Below are 19,857 nucleotides of genomic sequence, written 5' to 3' on the forward strand. Positions count from 1 at the left end.
CCCTTTCTGTATTCTACTATAGGAGAAAAAAATCTTGATTTTGTTAACTGAATAGGTGATGATAAATATACTATAGTATATTTTAATCTTCATTTCGAGGGGGGAAGATGAAGTGAATACGTTTATTGCGTTGCTGCCACTATTATGTATTTTTGGGCTGCTCTTTGGCTTTCGGTTGACTGCGGTAAAAGCTGGTCTCATTGTACTTGTACTTTGCATCTTACTTGTTCATTTTTCTTCATTTCACCTGAATAGCGAAAAAATCGTCCATGAAGTGGCTAAAGGAGGATTGATTTCGTTTATAGCTGCCTATATATTGTTCTTTGGTCTTTTTCTTTATCATCTGATGAATGAAAAAGGAGTGATTACGTCAGTAGCCACTTTCATTACGAATGTCACTTCTGATAAACTGGCGCAAGTGTTGTTGATCGTTATCGGGTTTGCGCCGTTATTGGAATCGGCGACAGGCTTTGGCATTTCATTCGTTATTCTTTCGCCAATACTTTATGCACTCGGGTTTCCCGGAAGAAAAGCAGTATTAATCGGGCTAATCGGAATGCTTGCCGTGCCATGGGGAGCGCTTTCAACTGGTACAGTCATCGGTGCGGAGCTCAGCGGGGTTCCTCTTGAAAAGATTGGAATGGGAAGCGCCATTTTAAGCATTCCGGTATTTTTTTATTTTTTAATTATAGCAGCCTTGATTACAGGAGGGGCCAGTGCTTTAAAGAAAAAATGGAAAGAAATTGTTTTTCTTGTTGCCATCTTTTCGATTTGTATTTGTTTGTTTAATCAGTTTGTCAGCGTCGAACTCGCCGGTGTATTGAGTTCAATGGTGACGCTTCTTGCCCAGCTTTGCATGATCACGTTTGCTTCCAAAAGGTCAGGCTCGGATGCCCGAACTTTTGTTTCAGCGGCTAAGGAAGAAACGAAATATGGAATGTTAAAAGTGTTTAGTCCGTATTTATTTTTGACGGCGCTAATTTTTGTTACGCGGCTCGTTCCTCCGATTAAACAATGGTTGCTTTCAACGGCTGTCATTGATTTGCCCGCTTTTTCGTTTTCCATGCCGCTTCTATATTCACCGGGGTTCTGGCTGTTGGTTACGTGCATTTTTACCGTAGTTATTTTCAAAATGGATGGCCATGAGATAAAAACAGCTTATATTAACGCAGTGAAGCAATGGGTTCCGTTTATGATATCGACGACTTGTTTTGTGGCGATTGCCGAAATCATGACGGAATCAGGGATGATCGGGCAATTATCGAATAGGCTTGCCATCATTTTTGGCAGTTCGTATTTGTTCATTTCGCCATTCATTGGCGGATTAGGAGGCTATCTTACAGGAAGCAATACTGGATCAAATGCGATGTTTATTCCGCTCCAGGCACATACGGCAAAACAACTAGGCATTTCAAATGAGCTGATTATCGCGATCCAAAATGCAAGCGGCTCTCATGCGACGATGGGCTCTCCATTCAGAGTGGTGTTAGGCGCCGAGCTTTGCAACGTCCGGGAAGAACAAACAAGGCTGATCAAAGAAATAGCGTTCATTGTTGTTGGAGCGCTGCTTATTATTAGTGTCATGAGCTTTTTCCTGCATTGAGGCATTTAGACGAATAAATTGGTGGAATAGACGAATAAAAGTTTTCTCAGACGAATAAGTGGATGATTTTGACGAGTAAACGTCCTTCATAGACGAATAAGTGCCCGGATTAGACGAATAAAAAGACTCCGTTGATAAATAAAGGTTCGCAGAGGAGAAGAAGTGGCATGGATGGACCAAAAAAAGCCGCCTGTATAAAAAACAGCGGCTTTCTCCGATTAGTTCGTTGAAATTCCCCTTGCTTTCCAGATGGCATCGATTTGCGACGCGTGGGCACCTCCATATAAAGCCATGTCCGCTTGTTTGATCGCTTTTGCCCCATCGTGGAACGTTGCGTTCGGTGTCAGTGACCAGTGGGATTGCAAAATGATTTTCGTTGCGACATCGCGGCCAAACGCCTGAGCCATCTCGTATAAGCCCTGTGACCATATTTCGCCATCCGCATGAACTTCCCCGCTCCAGTCTTTCGGATACACTTTGTTCTCATCCAAACGGCGGAGGCAAGGCGGATTGGAAGATGAATAAGAGGTTGCATCCCATTCGGCGACACAGGCTTTGCCGAAGCTGGCGCTTGATGTCGCATCTTCGTAGGTGGCGCCTAAAAAGTCTCCGAATCCTTCTCCCATCGCCCCGCCTTCCGCAGAATTCCCAAAGCCTGGAACCTGATTGTCCTGGATAGAATGGCCGTATTCATGAATAATGACGCCTGCATCTTCTGCATCATCCACGCCTCCCGAGCCAAATGTCAATTCTTTTGTAGAAGGGGAGTAAAACGAATTATCCTGTGTATACGTATTGACGTTCGCCTTTATTGAACGGTTGTTAATGTTTGTAAAACCGAGAGATTGAATGTAGCGTTGCTCCGTATCAATATGATAATAGGCCATTACATCTTCAAAGCTGTCTGATGAACGGGTAAAGTTGAACGTATTGGTTGCCGAATACGTTTTCGCTTTCGAGTTAATGTTAGCATATGTTCCGCGTAAATACCCGGATCCGTCCAATCCTAAAAGTGTAACCGCTTTCAATTGATGGTTAAGCGCGGTTGAATCTTTATCGCGGTTATCGTTTAAACCGGCCGCCGACCCTTGGGACTCCACAGGGTTCGGTAAAAATACTTTGCCAGAGCCCGTAGCGTGCTGAAGCAAATCTTTTTTCTTTAAAACGGTTCCGTCCCCGGCGTGGACATACGTTTCCCACTCGTTACCTTGATCATCTGTTTTCACAATCACACGATAGGTCGGAATGGCAACGCCATCTTTAATGATATAGCCGAATTCTTTAGAATCTGCCATCCACTTTTCGGCCGTTTTGGTTTTCATCGAATGGACCGCTTTCTTTTCGGCCTCATCTTTTGACAGCTTGTCCTTAATGGTTTCTACTTTTTCATAAGGCGTGTAGTCTGATACGACGAGCGCGACCTTTCCATGAGGGGCAACGGTAACTGTAACTTCCTTCGTAAAAACAGGGGCGTTGTTGATCGTCTGCTCGAACCGGACGTAGGAACCATGTTGAGTAGAAATGGTTGTGACATACTTTAGATCGGAAAGATTGCTTTTCATTTTGTAGGTTTTTGCATGTTTTTTCAAGTATTGTTCTGCTAGAGTACGAGTGTCGAACTCTTTTTTTTCAGTTGCTTTTACAGGCATGTTCGTTTTTGCGGCGACAGTTGAAACAGATGCTGTAAGCAATATAGCGGTTGATAAGGCGGCAATTACTTTTTTACTTTTTCCCATACAATCTCCCCTAACGATTATTTTTTGAATTTTCATAATCATCATATGGTAAAAAAATGAAGTGGACAATAGGCCGTTCGACGTAGAAAGTCGACAATGGCAAAGGGATATTACTATGACTTAAGTAGGAGAGGGTCATTTCTTTTCTAACGGGTTACAGCAAACGAAAATAATAGATCAATTGTCCTATTTTGATTTTTTATAAATGGATGTTGATCAAGACCACTCCCATGTTAATAGGCTTTTAGTAAGAAATGCCCATATCTAAAGCCGGTGGTATGAATAGGAGAATAGATGTATTATTATATGAAAATTCTAAACTATTAAACATAACGAGGAGGGAATGAAATGGGAAAAGTTTCAAAATTGGTCGTTGGAGTTGCACTATTTATCTTCGTCCTTTCAGGCTGCGGGTCAAATATGACAAAAACAGCCAATGGGGAAAAGGTTGAATTAAATGAAAATGGCGTCTTTCATTACGCCGTTTCAGGTGAATTTGCCCCATTTAGTTTTGTGAAAAAAGACGGGTCACTTGACGGGTTTGATGTTGCCGTCGGTCAGGCGATTGCCAAAGAATTAGGGGTTAAGCCGAAAGTGAGCCAGTTTAAGTTTTACGGGATTATTTCCGCAGTGAAAACGAATCGGTTTGACGCGGCGGTCGCCAGTCATACGATCACACCGGAGCGAAAGAAATCGGTCAATTTTTCAACTCCTTATTACTACTCGGGCCCTGTTCTTTACGCGAAGCCGAATAGCGATATTAAAGACGTGTCTGATTTAAAGGGGAAAAGTGTTGCGGTTTCAAAAGGGTCGACATATGAAAAAGAAGCTTCCAAATATACAAAAGATATTGCCGTTTATGATTCCGATGTCACGGCGCTTCGGGCATTAAGCGATGGAAAGCATGATGCAGTGATTACCGACTCGATTACCGGAAAGCAGGCGATAAAAAAAGGATTTAAAGTGAAAGAAGTAAAAGTATTGGGAGTCAGTGAACAAGGAATTGCTGTTTCAAAAAAAGATACGCATTTATTGAAGGCAGTTAATAAAGCACTCGACCATTTACGGAAAACCGGCAAGTTAAAAGAGTTAAGTGAAAAATACGTCGGTGCTGACATTACGGAAAAACCGTAACAAGAATACTTGGTTTGCGAGAAAGGAGTGATTGACTTGCCCTGCAATTCGCCATTTTTTTAACGTATTGATCGATAGCTATCCTTTATTTTTAAAAGGGCTCGGCTGGACGATCGCCATTACTGCCGTTTCAATTTTAATTGCGATTGTCATCGGCCTATTCTTCGCCTTTTTAAAAATATCCAACAATAAAATTTTAAACGGGATTGCTAATGCCTACATTGCGATTATTCGAGGAACGCCTTTAATCGTCCAAATTTTCATCTTTTATTTTGGATTGACGCAATTAGGGATTTCTGCCTATTGGTCCGCGACTCTGGGACTCGCTTTGCATAACGGCGCGTATATTGCCGAAATTTTCCGGGGGGCTATCCAATCGATCAGTAAAGGCCAGCTCGAAGCCGGGCGATCGCTCGGAATGAGTGCGTCAACGACGATGAAGGAAGTCATTTTACCGCAAGCATTCCCGCGCGCCCTTCCGCCGCTCGGGAACCAGTTTATCATCGGTTTGAAAGATTCTTCACTGGCCGCTTTTGTGTCATTGGCAGAGCTTTTTAATGTGGCAACAACCCAGGGAGCACGAACCTTTGACGACTTAACCTATTTGATTATCGTAGCCTGTTATTATTTCGCCCTTGTCCTACTATTGACAGGACTGGTCCATTTAATGGAAAGGAAGCTTGCGGGAAGGGAAGAGTAGTTGATTCAAAAATTAGAATTGTCAAAATAGACTGTTGACTCCGCGTAGAGATGGTTGCTATAATAAGAGCAGTCAAATCGATAAAAAAGTAACTGTGGAATCTATATGACTTCGTTTCCCGAAGCATTCAAGTAGATCAGAGCCAGTTATATCATGTTTTTTCAATGATATAGCTGGCTTTGTTTTTGTTTAACGATAAAAATTAGCAGATCAGAGCCATCGATGTTGTGGGCTTTTAAGTTCGAAGTAGAAGTGCCACTCTGATCAAAGTTAAGTTTTTAACAAAGGATGGTGAACAATGTTGCCGGGACCTTTAAGCGGGATAAGAATAGTAGATTTAACAAGAGTGTTAGCCGGTCCTTTTTGCACGATGATTTTGGGAGATTTAGGGGCGGATGTCATTAAAGTCGAAGCTCCAGGGGGAAGCGATGAAACGAGAGAGTGGGGACCACCGTTTGCTGGCGGAGAAAGTGCTTACTATTTGTGTGCGAATCGGAACAAGAGGGCGATGACGGTCAACTTGAAGACAGAAGAAGGCAGAAAGATTATCAAAAAATTAATCAACACGTCCGACGTTGTCATTGAAAATTTCAAAAGCAAAACGATGGAGAAATGGGCTTTAGATTATGAAACAATGAAAAAAGCGAACCCGAAAATCATTTATTGTTCAATTACGGGATTCGGCCATAACGGTCCGTATGAACATCTTCCAGGCTATGATTTTATCATTCAAGCGCTCAGCGGATTGATGAGTATTACCGGGAGTGAAGAGAGCGGGCCGATGAAGGTCGGAGTCGCCATTTCCGACGTTTTGACAGGGCTGTATGCAGTGATCGGCATTCTTGCAGCCATCAATGAAAGGAATCGTTCAGGAGAAGGGCAGAACATCGACCTTTCGTTATTTGACTCACAATTGAGCACTCTTGTCAATGTCGCAAGCAATTTTCTCATTTCTGGAAACGTGCCAGGGCGGCTCGGGAATCAACATCCGAATATCGTTCCCTATCAATCGTTCGAAACGCTGGACGGCGAGATTGTCATTGCTGTAGGAAATGACAATCAATTTCGGAAACTATGTGGGCTGCTTAATCTGGCCGGCTTATCAGACGATCCGAAGTTTAAGACCAATCCCTGCCGACTTGAAAACCGTACGGAACTGATCGGCATTCTTGAAAAATCGCTGAAAGAAAGAACGACGAAGGAATGGATTGAACGTTTGAATGAACAGAAAATTCCATGTGGTCCGATCCGGACAATGAAAGAAGTATTTGAGGATGAACATGTTCATGCGCGCGAAATGGTGGTGAACGTCAATCATCCGAAAGCTGGCCAAATTCAGCTTGTCGGAAGTCCTTTAAAGCTATCGAGAACACCGGTTGGGATGAACAGACATCCCCCGCTTGCCGGTGAACATACGGATGAGATTTTAGCGGAATTAGGCTATTCGGAAAAAATCATTCAAGCTTTTAAAGAGCAAAAAATCGTTTAGGAGGAAGGATTCATGATGGATTTCAGTTTTACAGAAGAACAAGAGATGGTAAGAAAAATGGTGCGCAATTTCGTGGACAAGGAAATCATGCCGTATATTGGCGAATGGGATGCGAATCACCATTTCGAACCCCGCATCCTAAATCGGCTGGGTGAATTGGATTTAATGGGCGTGTGCATTCCTGAGGAGTATGGCGGAAGTGGCATGGACTACAACACGCTTGCGATCGTTTGTGAAGAATTAGAAAGAGGCGACACCGCTTTTCGGACGGCAGTTTCCGTTCATACAGGCTTAAACAGTCTCACATTGCTGCAATGGGGGACAGAAGAACAAAAGCAAAAGTATTTAATTCCACAGGCAAAAGGGAAAAAAGTCGGAGCATTCGGGCTGACCGAACCGAATGCGGGCTCGGATGTGGCAGCCATCCAGACGACCGCTGTTAAAGACGGCGACTACTATATTTTAAACGGTTCAAAAACGTGGATCTCGCTCTGTGATGTGGCCGATCATTTTCTCGTCTTTGCTTATACCGATAAAAACAAAAAACATCGCGGCATCTCCTGTTTTATTGTCGAACGGACGATGGAAGGATTTTCGTCGAAAGCGATTAAAGGGAAGCTAGGCATTCGCGCGGGCAATACAGGAGAAATCTTTTTTGACAACATGAAAGTCCCGAAAGAAAATCTTCTCGGCGAAGAAGGGGAAGGCTTTAAAATTGCGATGTCGGCTCTTGATAACGGAAGGTTCACCGTTGCTGCCGGGGCATGCGGGACAATTATGGCCTGTTTAGAGGCGAGCGTGAAATATTGTGAAGAACGGAAAACGTTCGGCAAAGAAATCGGAAAGCATCAGCTCGTTCAGCAAATGCTCGCGAAAATGGAAGCGGGGCTCGAAATATCAAGGTTGCTCGTTTATCGAGCCGGCTGGTTGAAAAATCAAGGAAAACGGAATACGCGCGAGACGTCTCTTGCGAAATGGCAGGCGTGCGACTTTGCGAACGAAGCAGCAAATGACGCCGTCCAAATCCACGGAGCGTACGGCTATTCGAATGAATATCCGGTTGAACGCTATTTGCGCAACTCGAAAGCGCCGGTCATTTACGAAGGCACGCGGGAAATCCATACGATCATGCAGGCCGAATACGTCCTTGGATACCGTAAGGATAAAACGTTGCGCAAAATGCTTCCGGCCTGGCCATTTAAAAAATCACTAAATGAAATTCATTAAATTTGTTTAAGCGCATGGAAAATTCATGCGCTTTTTATGTTACTATGATTCTAGTTATCTACAACAAGAAGGGGTAAAAGACTATGCATGATATCCATCTTCAACTGTTGCTGTTCATCATCATCGCAGGATTTATCGCGGCATTCATCGATTCTGTCGTCGGGGGAGGCGGACTTATTTCCATACCGGCTTTATTATTTGTCGGGCTTCCTCCTTCCGTTGCATTAGGAACGAATAAGCTGGCAAGCACCGTTTGTTCGCTCACAAGCATGGCTTCTTTTATGAAATCCGGCCAAATTAATTTAAAGTTCGTCTTAAAGCTGTTTCCGCTTGCGGTGCTCGGTTCGGTTTCAGGCGCCTATATTGTCAGGCTCATCCCATCGGAAAACTTGAAACCGCTCGTCCTTTGTTTATTGATCATCGTGACGATTTATACGATTTTCAAAAAAAACTGGGGGACGGTGTCCACCTTTAAAGGGATGACGAAGAAAAAGATGGTCATTTTCGGAATCGTCGTCTTTGCGATCGGGTTTTACGACGGCTTTCTCGGCGGCGGAACGGGCTCCTTTTTCTTATTTTCGCTGCTTGCTGTCGGCTTCAGTTTCGTTGAAGCGTCAGGAAATGCGAAAGTGCTTAACTTTGGCAGCAACATTGCCGCAGTCATCACCTTTATTGCGCTGGGGTCTGTCAATTATGCATATGGGATTCCAATGGCCCTTGCCATGATGGCGGGGGCACTTGTCGGTACGAATTTTGCCATTAAAAAAGGTGCAGGTTATGTTCGCCTATTATTTATCGTCGTCACTGTCATTTTAATCGGGAAAAATTTATGGGATTATGTCGGTCACAGGTTGTTCCACTAAAATGTTTACGGGGCGATGGATTGCGGTATAGTTTTACTGAAGGAGGAATTTCAAATGGAACTGATCGTCTACTTAGCAGGACAAATTCATGATGACTGGCGTGAGAAAATCAAATTGAAAGCGGAAGAAATGAAGCTTCCATTAACGTTTGTCGGTCCGATGGAAGATCATGACCGCTCGGATAACGTCGGAGAAGAAATTATCGGCAAGCAGCCAAATCCTGTTTTAAAGGATGAAGCGGCTTCCAGCATCAACATTTTGCGGACGGAAATTTTACTGAGGAAAGCGGATGTCGTCATCGCCCTGTTTGGTGAAAAGTACAAGCAGTGGAATACGGCAATGGACGCGGCGACAGCCATCGCTATGCAAAAGCCGCTCATTTTAATCCGGCCGGAAAGCCTTCATCACCCGCTTAAAGAACTGTCCAACAAAGCGCAGGTCGTTGTTGAGACGCCAGAGCAAGCTTTAAAAGTTTTATCCTACATTTTTGAATAATTAAATGGAACAGGCATCGTTATGACAGCGATGTCTGTTTATTATTTGGAGAGAAATGGATTCAGTTCTTCAATTTTTGGTAAAATTTGTTGACCCTTCATTCGTATTAGTGTACTATGTAACTAGAACACTAATTCAGTGGAACAATAGGTGGAATTGGAGGATCACATATGAACGTTTGGCGTGGATTATTGAAAAAGGAGTATCGCCTTGGGCTTCCGGTGATGGTGATTGAATTATCGGTCCTTTTTCTTTGCATCGGCTTCGCTTTTTTTCTCGAATGGAAAACTGGCCGTCCGGATTTTTTAATCGTTACATCAGTGATGTTGCTGTTTTTTCATTGTTTTTTTCTATTTGTTTATATGCCGGTAAGTTTGGCTTTGGAAAAAAAGAGAATGCATTTATGGCTGCACAACCCCGCATCGGGAGCCGTCTTGCTTAGTGCTAAAATGGCAGCCGGACTACTATTCATGGTCGCCTCGCTCTTCATTACAAGTTTGTTCGTACTGTATTCCTGCGTTTTTCATTATGATGTTTTTCAAGAATCGAATGTAACGGGACTACACATTTTTCGAATCGGCATATTGATCATCCTCCATATCATTGTGACTTCTTTACAATTAGGGATTTGGATCAGTTTCATCTGGGGAATGGATCAATTGCTCCAAAGGCTCGTAGGAAAAGTAGCAAGCGGAGTAGCGGTTGCCCTGTTCTTTATCGGTTCTGTATGGCTGTTGACGAAAATGGCTTCCAGTCAGGTGTACACGTATTTAACCCATTGGGGGCAGATTCATGTTGTATCATTATTTACCTCCGATCAACTTGACGTTAAAAATTTCAGTTATAACCTGTATATTGGTGAATTGGTCTTTGACTCACTTGTAGCCCTTCTTTTATTTTTTATAACCAGTTGGATCATCGATAGAAAAGTTGAGGTGTAGCCAATGGGAGAAGAATTTAATGCGTCGAAGCCCATTTACTTTCAATTGGCAGAACGAATCAATCGGCAAATTTTGCGCAAAGAATTGCAAGCAGGAGACAAGCTGCCATCGGTGAGGGAAATGGCGATTCAGTCAGGCGTCAATCCTAACACGGTGCAACGGACGTACAGTGAACTGGAAAGGATGGGGATTGTGGAAACGAAAAGGGGACAAGGGACGTTTGTGACCGAAAATGAATCCATATTAGTCGAGCTTAGGGAAAGGTTGAAGGAAGAACAAATATCCAGCTTTGTGGACGATATGAAGGAAATGGGGTTTACGGTCGAAGAGATGATGAAAGGCCTTGAAGAGCATATCAGGGCAAGGGAGGGGAATAAGGCATGATTGAGTTTAAAAATGTTTCGAAACGATATTGGAAGCATCAAGCGTTAACAGATGTGACCTTCACTCTCCCATCAGGTAAAATTATCGGCATTGTAGGGGAAAATGGAAGCGGGAAATCGACCACCTTAAAGTTAATGGCCGGTTTAATTTGTCCTACAAAAGGAACGGTTATCGTTAATGGAGTTCCTATGGACAGAAGAATGGCAAAAGCCGTTTCCTATTTGTCGGAGTTGGACGTGTATTATCCGTTTACCGTTGAAGAGACGATTCAGTTCTATGCCTCTCAGTTTGCCGATTTCAGCCTGGAAAGAGCGGATGAAATTGCAGCATTCATGAAGTTAGATCGAAAAAAAAGGGTGAAAAGCTTATCGAAGGGAAGTCGCGGCCGTCTGAAAATGGTTTTGACACTTGCCCGCGAAGCCCCGGTCATTTTAATGGATGAGCCTTTTTCCGGACTGGATCCCATGGTCCGGGATGCGATTGTTAAAAGTTTAATTTCTTTTTTGGATATCGAACATCGGACGATTGTTATTACGACGCATGAATTGAAAGAAATCGAGCCGCTGTTAGACATGGCCGTAGCGCTTAAAGAAGGAGAATTGATCGGCATTCGGGACGTAGAAGAACTTCGGGATGATGAAAACCTCAGCATTGTTGATTGGATGAAACAGCAGTATGAGTAATGAATCTTACAAAACTGTAAGGTTGTGTAAGGTAAATCGATAGTTTGACATTAGACTTTCAACTATTATTGATGATGGAATTAAGGAACAATGAAATAAAGAAAAATTGTTGGAGGTTCATTCAAATGTCTTTTTCCCAATTGAATGTCGATCTGTTCCGTTCAATCAACGACCTTGGCGGCCAATATCCGGCTTTTAATCCGGTTGCGGTATTTCTGGCGGAAAATATGCTGTATGTTCTTATTTTAGGAATGATCGTCTATTGGTTTACAAGAAGAGAAAAAAATAGGCTAATGGTTTTTAATGCGGCGGCTGCGGCTGTCATTGCCGAAGCCTCAGGCAAAATGGCAGGCTTGATATACTCCCATAACCAACCGTTTGCGTCGCTTCCACATGTGAATAAACTGATTGAACATGCCGTGGATAATTCTTTTCCAAGCGATCATTCGATTTTGTTTTTTTCCATTTGTGCATCCTTTTGGCTGATGCGAAGAAAAGAAGGATGGGTATGGCTGATTCTCGCCATTTGTGTAGCAATCTCTCGTGTGTGGGTTGGCGTTCATTATCCTGTAGATGTTTTGGCCGGAGCCTTTATCGGCATCACTTCAGCATTGTTCGTTTATTGGATCGTTCCAAATATTTCCTTTATTCAACGATTGCTGTTAATTTATGAAAAAGCAGAACAACGTGTTTTGCCATCAAAAAACAAATCGAGAAATTTATAATTGTTAAGAGGAGGAAGAAAGATGAGTCAAACACCGATTGTGCAAATTCAAAATTTAAAAAAGAAGATCGGGAATAAAACGATCATTCACGGACTTACATTCGATATATATAAAGGGGAAGTCTTTGGCTTTCTTGGGCCGAATGGCGCCGGGAAAACGACAACGATCCGGATGATGGTCGGATTGATGGGAATTACGGAAGGAAAAGTGTTAATTAAAGGGAACGACATTAGTAAAAATTTCAAAGAAGCGATTTCACATATTGGGGCGATCGTTGAAAATCCTGAAATGTACAAGTTTTTATCCGGGTATAAAAATTTAATCCACTATAGCCGGATGGTCAAAGGTGTGACAAAAGAGCGGATTAAAGAAGTCGTGAAGCTTGTCGGGCTGGAGGATGCCATTCACAATAAAGTGAAAACGTACTCGCTCGGAATGCGCCAGCGATTAGGAATTGCCCAGGCGTTGCTTCATTCGCCATCTGTCTTAATACTTGATGAACCGACAAACGGGCTCGATCCGGCGGGCATCCGCGAAATTCGCCATTACTTACGGAAATTGGCCCAGGAAGAAGGTCTGGCTGTCATCGTGTCCAGTCACTTGCTCGCCGAAATGGAATTGATGTGTGACCGGATCGGCATCTTGCAAAATGGCCAATTAATCGGAGTGCAAAACATCACTGAATTCGTGAGCGGAGAGGAACAAAAAACGGTCCGCTTTCATGTTGAGCCTGTCGAAAAGGCCCAACGCATTTTTGCGGCTAAACTGAATGACGGGGCGATAACAACAGGTGAAGATTACATCGACGTTCTTCTCGAGAAAGAAGCGATTCCGGACATTGTCATTGATTTAGTCGAAGAAGGGATCAAGATTTACGGAATTTCGGAAATGACGAAAACGTTAGAGGAGAAGTTCCTTGAAGTGACTGGAGGGAAACAAGTTGGCTAATTTTATTGGACTAATCCGAAATGAAAATATGAAAATTTACCGTAGAATCGGAAGCATTATTATGCTCCTTCTATTAGTTGGCGGGATCGTTTTAATGGGGGTCATTGAAAAAACGACGACGGAGAAGGCAAACGATGCAAATTGGAAACAGGCGGTAACGAAAGAGATTAAAGAAGACAAAAAAACGCTGAATGAAAAATTGCCGGATGACATTAAAAAACATGTGAAAAGGAACATTGCGATCAATGAATACCGGCTTGAGCATAATATAAAGCCGATTCAATCTGACAGCCTCTGGGGTTTTGTCGATAATACGAGTGATTTAGTAAGTGTCATCAGCATTTTTACAATTATCATTGCCGGAGGAATTCTGGCCAGTGAATTTTCGTGGGGGACGATTAAACTGTTGTTAATCCGCCCTGTTAGCCGAACGATGGTGTTGTTCTCTAAATATATCGCCACTCTTTTATATGCGGTTTTCATGTTAGTCGTTTTATTTGCCGTTTCATGGATTTTAGGCGGTATTCTATTCGGATTTGAAGGAGTTTCTGCGCCATATTTAGCCTATACCGATGGAAAAGTCGTTGAGCAAAACATGGTTCTTCATATTATGAGCACATATGGATTAAACTGTATCAGCCTGATTATGATGGTCACATTTGCCTTTATGATGTCAACCGTTTTCCGCAATAGCTCGCTCGCCATTGGCATCTCCATCTTTTTAACGATGGGCAGCTCTATTGCCATTCAAATTTTGCATAAGTATGATTGGGTGAAATATGTGTTATTTGCAAACACCGATTTAACACAATATACGACAGGCACCCCGCTAGTTGAAGGCATGACCCTTGGCTTTTCACTTACCGTTCTCGCGGTTTACTTTATCATTTTCGTAGCACTTTCCTTAGTTGTATTTAACAAACGGGATGTAGCGGCTTAATAAATTATGATAAGTTCTCGAATTTTAAAAGATGTTATGAGATAATTAAAATCTACCGTTCTTTGGAAAAAAGGATGGTAGATTTTGTCTTACTGTTCATAATTGGATGAAAGAAAAATAAAAAGGTTTTTTATGGCGTATTCAGGATAAGAATGAAAGTAGAGGAAAAAGTAACTCGTTTAGCGGACGTGCTCATGTAGAGGGGGAAAGACTGCAAAACATGAATGAAATGACAAAACGTTTATTGAAAATAGGGAAGATCCTTTTTCCTATTTTATTGATTACCTTTATCTTTTTTCAAGGCAAAAAAGAATTGGCCGGGCTCTCGCTTAAAGATTCAATAAAAGCAATTAAAGAAATTCCAAATGGCGGCTTTCTACTTGCGGTTGCCGTTGGTGCACTTGCGGTTGCTACGATGTTTTTTTATGATTATATTCTTGTCCGGTCATTAAAGACTGAAATCCCTGTTCAAAAGATCTTTCGTGTATCATGGATCGCGAATACGTTTAACGGTATTTTAGGTTTTGGCGGTTTAATTGGCGCAAGCCTGCGGGCGATGCTTTATCGCGAGCATGTCGATGATGGAAAACAGTTGTTAAAAGGAATCGCCTGGATGGCTCCTGCGGTTATTAACGGTTTATCCATATTGGCGCTTCTCTCTTTATTTAACGTCTTTCCGGCTCATGTCGTTCTTGATGAAAAAGTATGGATGTGGGTTGTATTTGTCGGTGTCGCATTAATCGTCCCCGCCTATATTTTAGTTTCAAAATTAAAAAAGAGCGATTCGATTTCCCCGAAATATACGCTCATGTATTCTGCCGTCTCATTCGTTGAGTGGCTGTCTGCGGGCGTTGTTCTCTATGTCATTTTGAAATTGACGGGGATTGATTTGACATTTGCACAAACGATCGGCGTTTATACGGTTGCTGCAACGGCCGGTGTTATCAGTTTGATCCCCGGTGGCTTTGGGTCGTTTGATTTAATGTTTTTAATTGGGATGCAAGCGTTTGATATTGAAAAAGGCGCTGTATTAACCGCGCTTCTTTTATATCGGATTGCTTATTATTTTATTCCATTCGGGTTAGGTCTTGTTTTTGCCGCACTGGAAATGACGGGTGTGGTCATGAAAAAGATGGACGATAACCGTTTTTTAACGCCGGCCATTGAAACAACAGGTGTAATCTGGACATTGCAGCGCCAATTTTTTATACGGCTTGGTTCATGGTCGCTTTCTGCCCTTATTCTTCTTTCAAGTTTATGGATTTTCATGCTCGTCTCATTTGAAGTCGTTTATTTATTAGCGAGCGGTGGAGCGGATTTTGAACTTCCGGTCCAGCTCATCTATTTAGACCATGCGCTTACCTTTGGTTGCGGGCTTATCCTTTTATTTTTAGTAAAGGAAATTTACCGGAAAACGAAACGGGCGTATTACATGGCGATTATCGCTCTAGTTGCCGCCAGCATCTTAAATTTGTTGACGTTATGGGTGTTGGTCGCGATTATTTTATTAATTGTCGCAGGGTTATTGTATACGCTCAGGGGCCGGTTTAAACGAAGAAGCCTGCCGTTTACGTCAGCAAGCGTATTCCATATGATCATTCTTTCGATCATCACGTTATGCCTGTTTGTCTGGCTGACAAAATTGCTGCTAGATTTAAGCGGTTATACAGGCTCATATATCGGATTATATTCTGTGACGTTTTCTGCGTTCCTCTTTGCCTGCATTTATATTACCGTCTTTGTCATCATTTTTGACAAAGCCCATGATCAGCTGCCGGGGGAAGAGGCGGATGATAAGAAGCTCGAGGCGTTTCTGGCAAAGCATGGCGGAAATGTATTGAGCCATCTCGGGTTTTTAGGCGATAAACGGTTTTATTTTAGCAGTGACGGAAAAGCGATGCTGCAATTTGCGAAAGTGGGAAAACGGCTTGTTGTTTTAGGGGATCCTTTTGGGGAACCTTCTTCAATCCCTGCCATTTTAAAAGAATTTACGGATGAGACCGACCGCTATGGTTATTATTGCATTTTTTATCAAATCAGCGGCCAGCTGATGGCCTTATATCATGATCTTGGCTACAATTTCTTTAAATTAGGCGAAGAAGCGGTCATTTCGCTAGACTCGTTCACCATATCAGGGAAAAAACGGGCCGGGTTGCGCGCGACGTTCAATCGTTTTGAACGTGAAGGGTATACGTTCGATGTCCATCACCCGCCATTTTCTGAAGATTTTTTTCAGGAGTTGCGCCATGTTTCTGATGCGTGGCTAGGAACGAAAAAAGAAAAAGGATTTTCATTAGGCTATTTTGATGAAGACTATTTATCACGTGCTCCGATTGCCACGCTTTCGGATCAAGATGGGAAAATTGTCGCCTTTATGAATTTCATGCCGGTTTATCAGCCTGGGCAGTTATCGGTTGATTTAATGCGGTATTATCCCGATTCACCTGGCGGTATTATGGATGCCATGCTCATTCATTTATTGAATTGGGCGAAAGAAAATGGGTACAAGTACTTTAATATTGGAATGGCGCCTTTATCGAATGTCGGCCAGGCGAAAACCGCATTTTTGTATGAACGGATTGCGGCGGCTATCTTCAACAAAGTGCGCTATATGTACAGTTTCAGCGGGTTACGGAATTTCAAAAGCAAATATAGCCCGATTTGGACTGGGAAATATTTAGCCTATGGGAAAAGAGGATCACTGGCGGCTACGATTATCCTTGTCACACATTTAATCGGGAAAAAACAGAAGTAAAGCAAATTTGTCTTGAAGGAGAGGTTGGAATGGAAGGGAAATGGTTGAAAGTGATCGTCCATGCGAGCACATGGTTTGCACCTATCCTCGTTCCTTTAATCGTCTTGCTTTTAAGCGGCGATAAAGAGGTAAGAAGAATTTCACTGCAAGCATTAGTTTTTCATATTGTAATGGGAGTACTCATCTGGCTATCCATCGTTTTTTCGTTTATCCTCATCGGTATTCCGTTTTTGATTATTTTTGGATTAATCGCCATTATCGCACCGATTATGGGGATTGTGTACGCCTTAGGGGATCGTACGTTTAATTACCCGATGATTGGGCGGCTAATAAAGTAAATACAGGCAGCCGATTTTCAATTGAGGAAATCGGCTGTTTTTTTATGATAAGATAAAATGTAGAATTTTAAGAAAAAAGAGAGGAAGATGACGCAATGCGTTTCGGGGCAATTGAAGCAGGGGGAACAAAGTTCGTTTGCGGAATTGGAAATGAAAAAGGGAAGATACTAAAACAGATCAGTTTTCCAACAACAACGCCAGAAGAAACGATGGAACATGTCTATGCCTTCTTTGCGGATGAGAAGCTTGATGCGATTGGAATCGGTTCATTCGGACCCATTGATTTACATAAAAACAGCAGTACATATGGTTTTATCACAAGCACGCCAAAACAGCATTGGAAAAACTTTAATTTTGTAGGCGAGATGAAAAAACGATTCTCTGTGCCCATTGGCTTTGATACAGATGTCAATGGTGCGGCGCTTGGTGAATTATTGTGGGGGGCGGCAAAAGGCCTGGACAGCTGCTTATATATGACGGTCGGGACAGGCATTGGCGTCGGGGCAATCGTTGAAGGACAGCTGCTTCACGGTTTATCTCATCCGGAGATGGGACATATTGTCGTTAAACGCCATCCAGAAGATCCTTTTGAAGGAAATTGCCCGTACCATCAAGATTGCCTGGAAGGAATGGCGGCAGGCCCAGCAGTTGAAAAAAGATGGGGAAGAAAAGGGATGGAGTTAAGTGATATTAAAGATGTGTGGGAATTAGAGGCCTATTATTTGGCTCAAGGTCTGGTCAACTATACTTTAATCTTATCTCCGAAAAAAATGATTTTAGGCGGAGGAGTTATGAAACAAAATCATCTTTTCCCCCTTATTCGCAAAAACGTGAAGGAAATGTTAAACGGCTATATACAAAAAGAAGAACTTCTTGAGAACATTGAGCATTATATCGTTCCGCCAGGTCTGGCCGACAGGGCCGGATTATGCGGCGCTCTTGCTCTTGCAATGAACGCTTTAACGTAATCGGAAAGTTTTTAAAGTTGCGTCTATTGTTCCTGCCAATATAAATCCTTTAATTTTTATTGAGGTCATGTTATTTTATATATAAATAACGAATGATAAAGTCACCTTATAAAAATAATGTTCGGTTTTTGTGATTGGAGGAGGCAAATGATGGCAGCAGTATTATTAAACGGAAAAGAATTAGCGGAAAAGAAACAAGCAGAAATGAAGAGTGAAGTCGAGCATTTGGCGGATAAAGGAATCGTACCTGGATTAGCCGTAATTATTGTCGGTGCCAATCCAGCGTCTCAAACGTATGTCCGTTCGAAAGTGAAAGCATGTGAGAAAGTCGGAATGCATTCCGTCCTGGTTGAACTTCCGGAGACGGTAACGGAAGAAGAACTTCTTGATCAGGTTGAAAAATTTAACAAGGATAACAGTATCCACGGCATTTTAGTGCAACTTCCTTTGCCAGATCATATTTCGGAACAGAAGGTCATTGAAACGATTATTCCAGAAAAAGATGTGGACGGCTTCCATCCGGTGAATGTCGGAAAAATGATGCTCGGCCAGGAATGTTTTATTTCATGTACGCCATACGGAATATTGGAATTGATCAAAGCGTATGAATTGCCGATGGAAGGAAAGCACGTCGTTGTCGTTGGAAGAAGCAATATCGTAGGGAAACCGGTCGGCCAGTTGATGTTGAACGAAAATGCAACGGTTACCTACTGTCATTCAAAAACGGAAAATTTAAAAGAAATCACTTCTCAGGGTGATATTTTAATCGTAGCTGTCGGAAGACCGAAAATGATCGGTAAAGACATGGTGAAAGAAGGGGCAGTTGTCATCGATGTCGGGATTAACCGAATGGAAGACGGAAAGCTTTGCGGCGATGTTGATTTTGAAGACTGTCTCGAGAAGGCTTCTTACATTACACCAGTGCCAAAAGGTGTCGGTCCGATGACGATTACAATGCTGCTTGCAAATACGATCCAATCCGCAAAACGAGCGTATTCCATCTAATAAAGTAAAAAGCATGCAATCTAAAGAAGCAGGTTGCATGCTTTTTATGTAGAGTTTAGAGTTTTGCTTGATTTATTGATTTGAAATTTATTTTACAACGCGTTTTGCGTCAGCGTAAGTGCTTTTCCAGTACTTTGTGGATAATGATTGAACTTTAACGCCTTTTGTCGTAGCTGCAATAAATTGATCCTTCCCTAAGTAAATACCGGCAAAAGAAACGTTCTTGCCGTCCAGCTTAAAAAATACTAAGTCTCCAGGCTGCAATTTCTTTTGTGGAACGGAAACTGCATTTTTGTTTTTATATTGCTGGTCAATCGTACGCGGTAAGGTGGCATTCACGGCTTGTTTGTATACATACTGAGTAAATCCGGAAGCATCGAACCCTTTAACCGTTGTTCCGCCATATTTATAAGGCTTCCCTTCTAGCGTCCTGGCAAAAGAGGCAATTTGTTCGCCTTTAGAAGCTTTTGCGGCATACGCTGAATTCGAAAATGGCGAGAAAAGGATCGTTGCTGCAAGCAACAATGTAGATAAGACAACAAGCAATACGTTTGCTCTGCGAATGATGGTTGTCATTTGAAATTCCCCCAATGATTTTTCTCAATAGTTTGAAGAAAGTTTAACTACGCTTAAGCGATAAAAAGTACAAAGTATAGAAAAACGAAAGCTAACGCTATTCATACGTTACGCTAAGCCAAGTTTTTCTGCTGTAGTTGATCAACTGAAATTATCTTAAATCAACTTCCAAATGAAGTGGTTACAAAAAAGTTACAATTTATATTCTGTATTTAAACTTTTTTAATGTGGTAAAAACAGTGGTGCGAACAGAACGTCCTTTATTTGAACAATTGAATATCGATAAAAGTGATGGGATTAATTGAAATTAAGTATTGACAAAATCAGAATCATCCATTAAATTGTAG

19 protein-coding genes are annotated in these 19,857 nt (G+C 42.2%); 17 read left to right on the top strand and 2 right to left on the bottom strand.

What is annotated here, in order from left to right:
- Positions 1–112 precede the first annotated feature (112 nt).
- Positions 113–1,603, top strand: a complete 1,491-nt coding sequence (locus tag WD019_RS07230; RefSeq protein ID WP_425711071.1) for an L-lactate permease — start codon at positions 113–115, stop codon at positions 1,601–1,603.
- A gap of 218 nt (positions 1,604–1,821) precedes the next feature.
- Here the strand turns inward: WD019_RS07230 and WD019_RS07235 are convergent, their stop codons facing one another.
- On the bottom strand, positions 1,822–3,339 hold the full coding sequence (locus WD019_RS07235) for a M36 family metallopeptidase (RefSeq protein ID WP_425711072.1): 1,518 nt from the start codon (positions 3,337–3,339) through the stop codon (positions 1,822–1,824).
- A gap of 348 nt (positions 3,340–3,687) precedes the next feature.
- Between WD019_RS07235 and WD019_RS07240 the strand changes: the two genes are divergently transcribed.
- From WD019_RS07240 to folD, 16 genes are all read left to right on the top strand, one after another.
- Positions 3,688–4,473: a transporter substrate-binding domain-containing protein gene (locus tag WD019_RS07240; protein ID WP_026676273.1), complete on the top strand. Its 786-nt coding sequence runs from the start codon at positions 3,688–3,690 to the stop codon at positions 4,471–4,473.
- A gap of 31 nt (positions 4,474–4,504) precedes the next feature.
- Entirely contained in the window at positions 4,505–5,173 is a 669-nt protein-coding gene (locus tag WD019_RS07245) for an amino acid ABC transporter permease (RefSeq protein ID WP_051291218.1), read from the top strand.
- Between the two features lie 301 nt (positions 5,174–5,474).
- Positions 5,475–6,662, top strand: a complete 1,188-nt coding sequence (locus WD019_RS07250; RefSeq protein WP_026676271.1) for a CaiB/BaiF CoA transferase family protein — start codon at positions 5,475–5,477, stop codon at positions 6,660–6,662.
- A 12-nt stretch (positions 6,663–6,674) separates the two neighbouring features.
- Positions 6,675–7,889 carry an acyl-CoA dehydrogenase family protein gene (locus tag WD019_RS07255; protein ID WP_425711073.1) on the top strand — a complete coding sequence of 405 codons (1,215 nt, stop codon included), beginning with the start codon at positions 6,675–6,677 and terminating at the stop codon, positions 7,887–7,889.
- 83 nt (positions 7,890–7,972) lie between these two features.
- On the top strand, positions 7,973–8,752 hold the full coding sequence (locus WD019_RS07260) for a sulfite exporter TauE/SafE family protein (RefSeq protein ID WP_026676269.1): 780 nt from the start codon (positions 7,973–7,975) through the stop codon (positions 8,750–8,752).
- A gap of 54 nt (positions 8,753–8,806) precedes the next feature.
- Entirely contained in the window at positions 8,807–9,247 is a 441-nt protein-coding gene (locus WD019_RS07265) for a YtoQ family protein (protein WP_425711074.1), read from the top strand.
- A gap of 170 nt (positions 9,248–9,417) precedes the next feature.
- The gene (locus WD019_RS07270; protein ID WP_026676267.1) at positions 9,418–10,188 is read left to right on the top strand and encodes a hypothetical protein; all 771 of its coding nucleotides are present in this window, start codon (positions 9,418–9,420) and stop codon (positions 10,186–10,188) included.
- A 3-nt stretch (positions 10,189–10,191) separates the two neighbouring features.
- Positions 10,192–10,572: a GntR family transcriptional regulator gene (locus WD019_RS07275; RefSeq protein WP_026676266.1), complete on the top strand. Its 381-nt coding sequence runs from the start codon at positions 10,192–10,194 to the stop codon at positions 10,570–10,572.
- Complete coding sequence (locus tag WD019_RS07280; protein WP_425711075.1) at positions 10,569–11,255, top strand: ABC transporter ATP-binding protein; 687 nt, start codon at positions 10,569–10,571, stop codon at positions 11,253–11,255. Before WD019_RS07275 ends, WD019_RS07280 begins: the two co-directional genes overlap by 4 nt.
- A gap of 125 nt (positions 11,256–11,380) precedes the next feature.
- Entirely contained in the window at positions 11,381–11,980 is a 600-nt protein-coding gene (locus WD019_RS07285; RefSeq protein WP_425711076.1) for an undecaprenyl-diphosphatase, read from the top strand.
- Positions 11,981–12,001: 21 nt separating this feature from the next.
- Positions 12,002–12,928, top strand: a complete 927-nt coding sequence (locus tag WD019_RS07290; RefSeq protein ID WP_425711077.1) for an ABC transporter ATP-binding protein — start codon at positions 12,002–12,004, stop codon at positions 12,926–12,928.
- Positions 12,921–13,868, top strand: coding sequence for an ABC transporter permease (locus WD019_RS07295; protein ID WP_425711078.1), 948 nt, complete (start codon positions 12,921–12,923; stop codon positions 13,866–13,868). The genes WD019_RS07290 and WD019_RS07295 overlap by 8 nt, the downstream gene beginning before the upstream one ends.
- A gap of 220 nt (positions 13,869–14,088) precedes the next feature.
- Positions 14,089–16,623 (top strand): bifunctional lysylphosphatidylglycerol flippase/synthetase MprF, encoded by a 2,535-nt coding sequence (gene mprF / locus WD019_RS07300; RefSeq protein ID WP_425711079.1) that lies wholly within the window; start codon positions 14,089–14,091, stop codon positions 16,621–16,623.
- A gap of 29 nt (positions 16,624–16,652) precedes the next feature.
- On the top strand, positions 16,653–16,961 hold the full coding sequence (locus tag WD019_RS07305) for a DUF4870 domain-containing protein (protein WP_026676260.1): 309 nt from the start codon (positions 16,653–16,655) through the stop codon (positions 16,959–16,961).
- Between the two features lie 95 nt (positions 16,962–17,056).
- A complete protein-coding gene (locus tag WD019_RS07310; protein WP_425711080.1) occupies positions 17,057–17,929 on the top strand; it encodes an ROK family protein in 873 nt (290 codons plus the stop codon).
- 150 nt (positions 17,930–18,079) lie between these two features.
- Complete coding sequence (gene folD, locus WD019_RS07315) at positions 18,080–18,934, top strand: bifunctional methylenetetrahydrofolate dehydrogenase/methenyltetrahydrofolate cyclohydrolase FolD (RefSeq protein ID WP_425711127.1); 855 nt, start codon at positions 18,080–18,082, stop codon at positions 18,932–18,934.
- 87 nt (positions 18,935–19,021) lie between these two features.
- Here the strand turns inward: folD and WD019_RS07320 are convergent, their stop codons facing one another.
- Complete coding sequence (locus WD019_RS07320) at positions 19,022–19,510, bottom strand: C40 family peptidase (protein WP_051291216.1); 489 nt, start codon at positions 19,508–19,510, stop codon at positions 19,022–19,024.
- Positions 19,511–19,857 lie beyond the last annotated feature (347 nt).

It is taken from the genome of Fictibacillus sp. Mic-4 (assembly GCF_049843615.1).
Taxonomy (GTDB): domain Bacteria; phylum Bacillota; class Bacilli; order Bacillales; family Fictibacillaceae; genus Fictibacillus_A; species Fictibacillus_A gelatini.

What these genes read in the sequence shown, in the direction of transcription:
- WD019_RS07235 (WP_425711072.1), bottom strand. Translation starts at nt 3,339, where the DNA reads ATGGGAAAAAGTAAAAAAGTAATTGCCGCCTTATCAACCGCTATATTG.
- WD019_RS07240 (WP_026676273.1), top strand. Translation starts at nt 3,688, where the DNA reads ATGGGAAAAGTTTCAAAATTGGTCGTTGGAGTTGCACTATTTATCTTC.
- WD019_RS07255 (WP_425711073.1), top strand. Translation starts at nt 6,675, where the DNA reads ATGATGGATTTCAGTTTTACAGAAGAACAAGAGATGGTAAGAAAAATG.
- WD019_RS07260 (WP_026676269.1), top strand. Translation starts at nt 7,973, where the DNA reads ATGCATGATATCCATCTTCAACTGTTGCTGTTCATCATCATCGCAGGA.
- WD019_RS07265 (WP_425711074.1), top strand. Translation starts at nt 8,807, where the DNA reads ATGGAACTGATCGTCTACTTAGCAGGACAAATTCATGATGACTGGCGT.
- WD019_RS07270 (WP_026676267.1), top strand. Translation starts at nt 9,418, where the DNA reads ATGAACGTTTGGCGTGGATTATTGAAAAAGGAGTATCGCCTTGGGCTT.
- WD019_RS07275 (WP_026676266.1), top strand. Translation starts at nt 10,192, where the DNA reads ATGGGAGAAGAATTTAATGCGTCGAAGCCCATTTACTTTCAATTGGCA.
- WD019_RS07280 (WP_425711075.1), top strand. Translation starts at nt 10,569, where the DNA reads ATGATTGAGTTTAAAAATGTTTCGAAACGATATTGGAAGCATCAAGCG.
- WD019_RS07285 (WP_425711076.1), top strand. Translation starts at nt 11,381, where the DNA reads ATGTCTTTTTCCCAATTGAATGTCGATCTGTTCCGTTCAATCAACGAC.
- WD019_RS07290 (WP_425711077.1), top strand. Translation starts at nt 12,002, where the DNA reads ATGAGTCAAACACCGATTGTGCAAATTCAAAATTTAAAAAAGAAGATC.
- mprF (WP_425711079.1), top strand. Translation starts at nt 14,089, where the DNA reads ATGAATGAAATGACAAAACGTTTATTGAAAATAGGGAAGATCCTTTTT.
- WD019_RS07305 (WP_026676260.1), top strand. Translation starts at nt 16,653, where the DNA reads ATGGAAGGGAAATGGTTGAAAGTGATCGTCCATGCGAGCACATGGTTT.
- WD019_RS07310 (WP_425711080.1), top strand. Translation starts at nt 17,057, where the DNA reads ATGCGTTTCGGGGCAATTGAAGCAGGGGGAACAAAGTTCGTTTGCGGA.
- folD (WP_425711127.1), top strand. Translation starts at nt 18,080, where the DNA reads ATGGCAGCAGTATTATTAAACGGAAAAGAATTAGCGGAAAAGAAACAA.
- WD019_RS07320 (WP_051291216.1), bottom strand. Translation starts at nt 19,510, where the DNA reads ATGACAACCATCATTCGCAGAGCAAACGTATTGCTTGTTGTCTTATCT.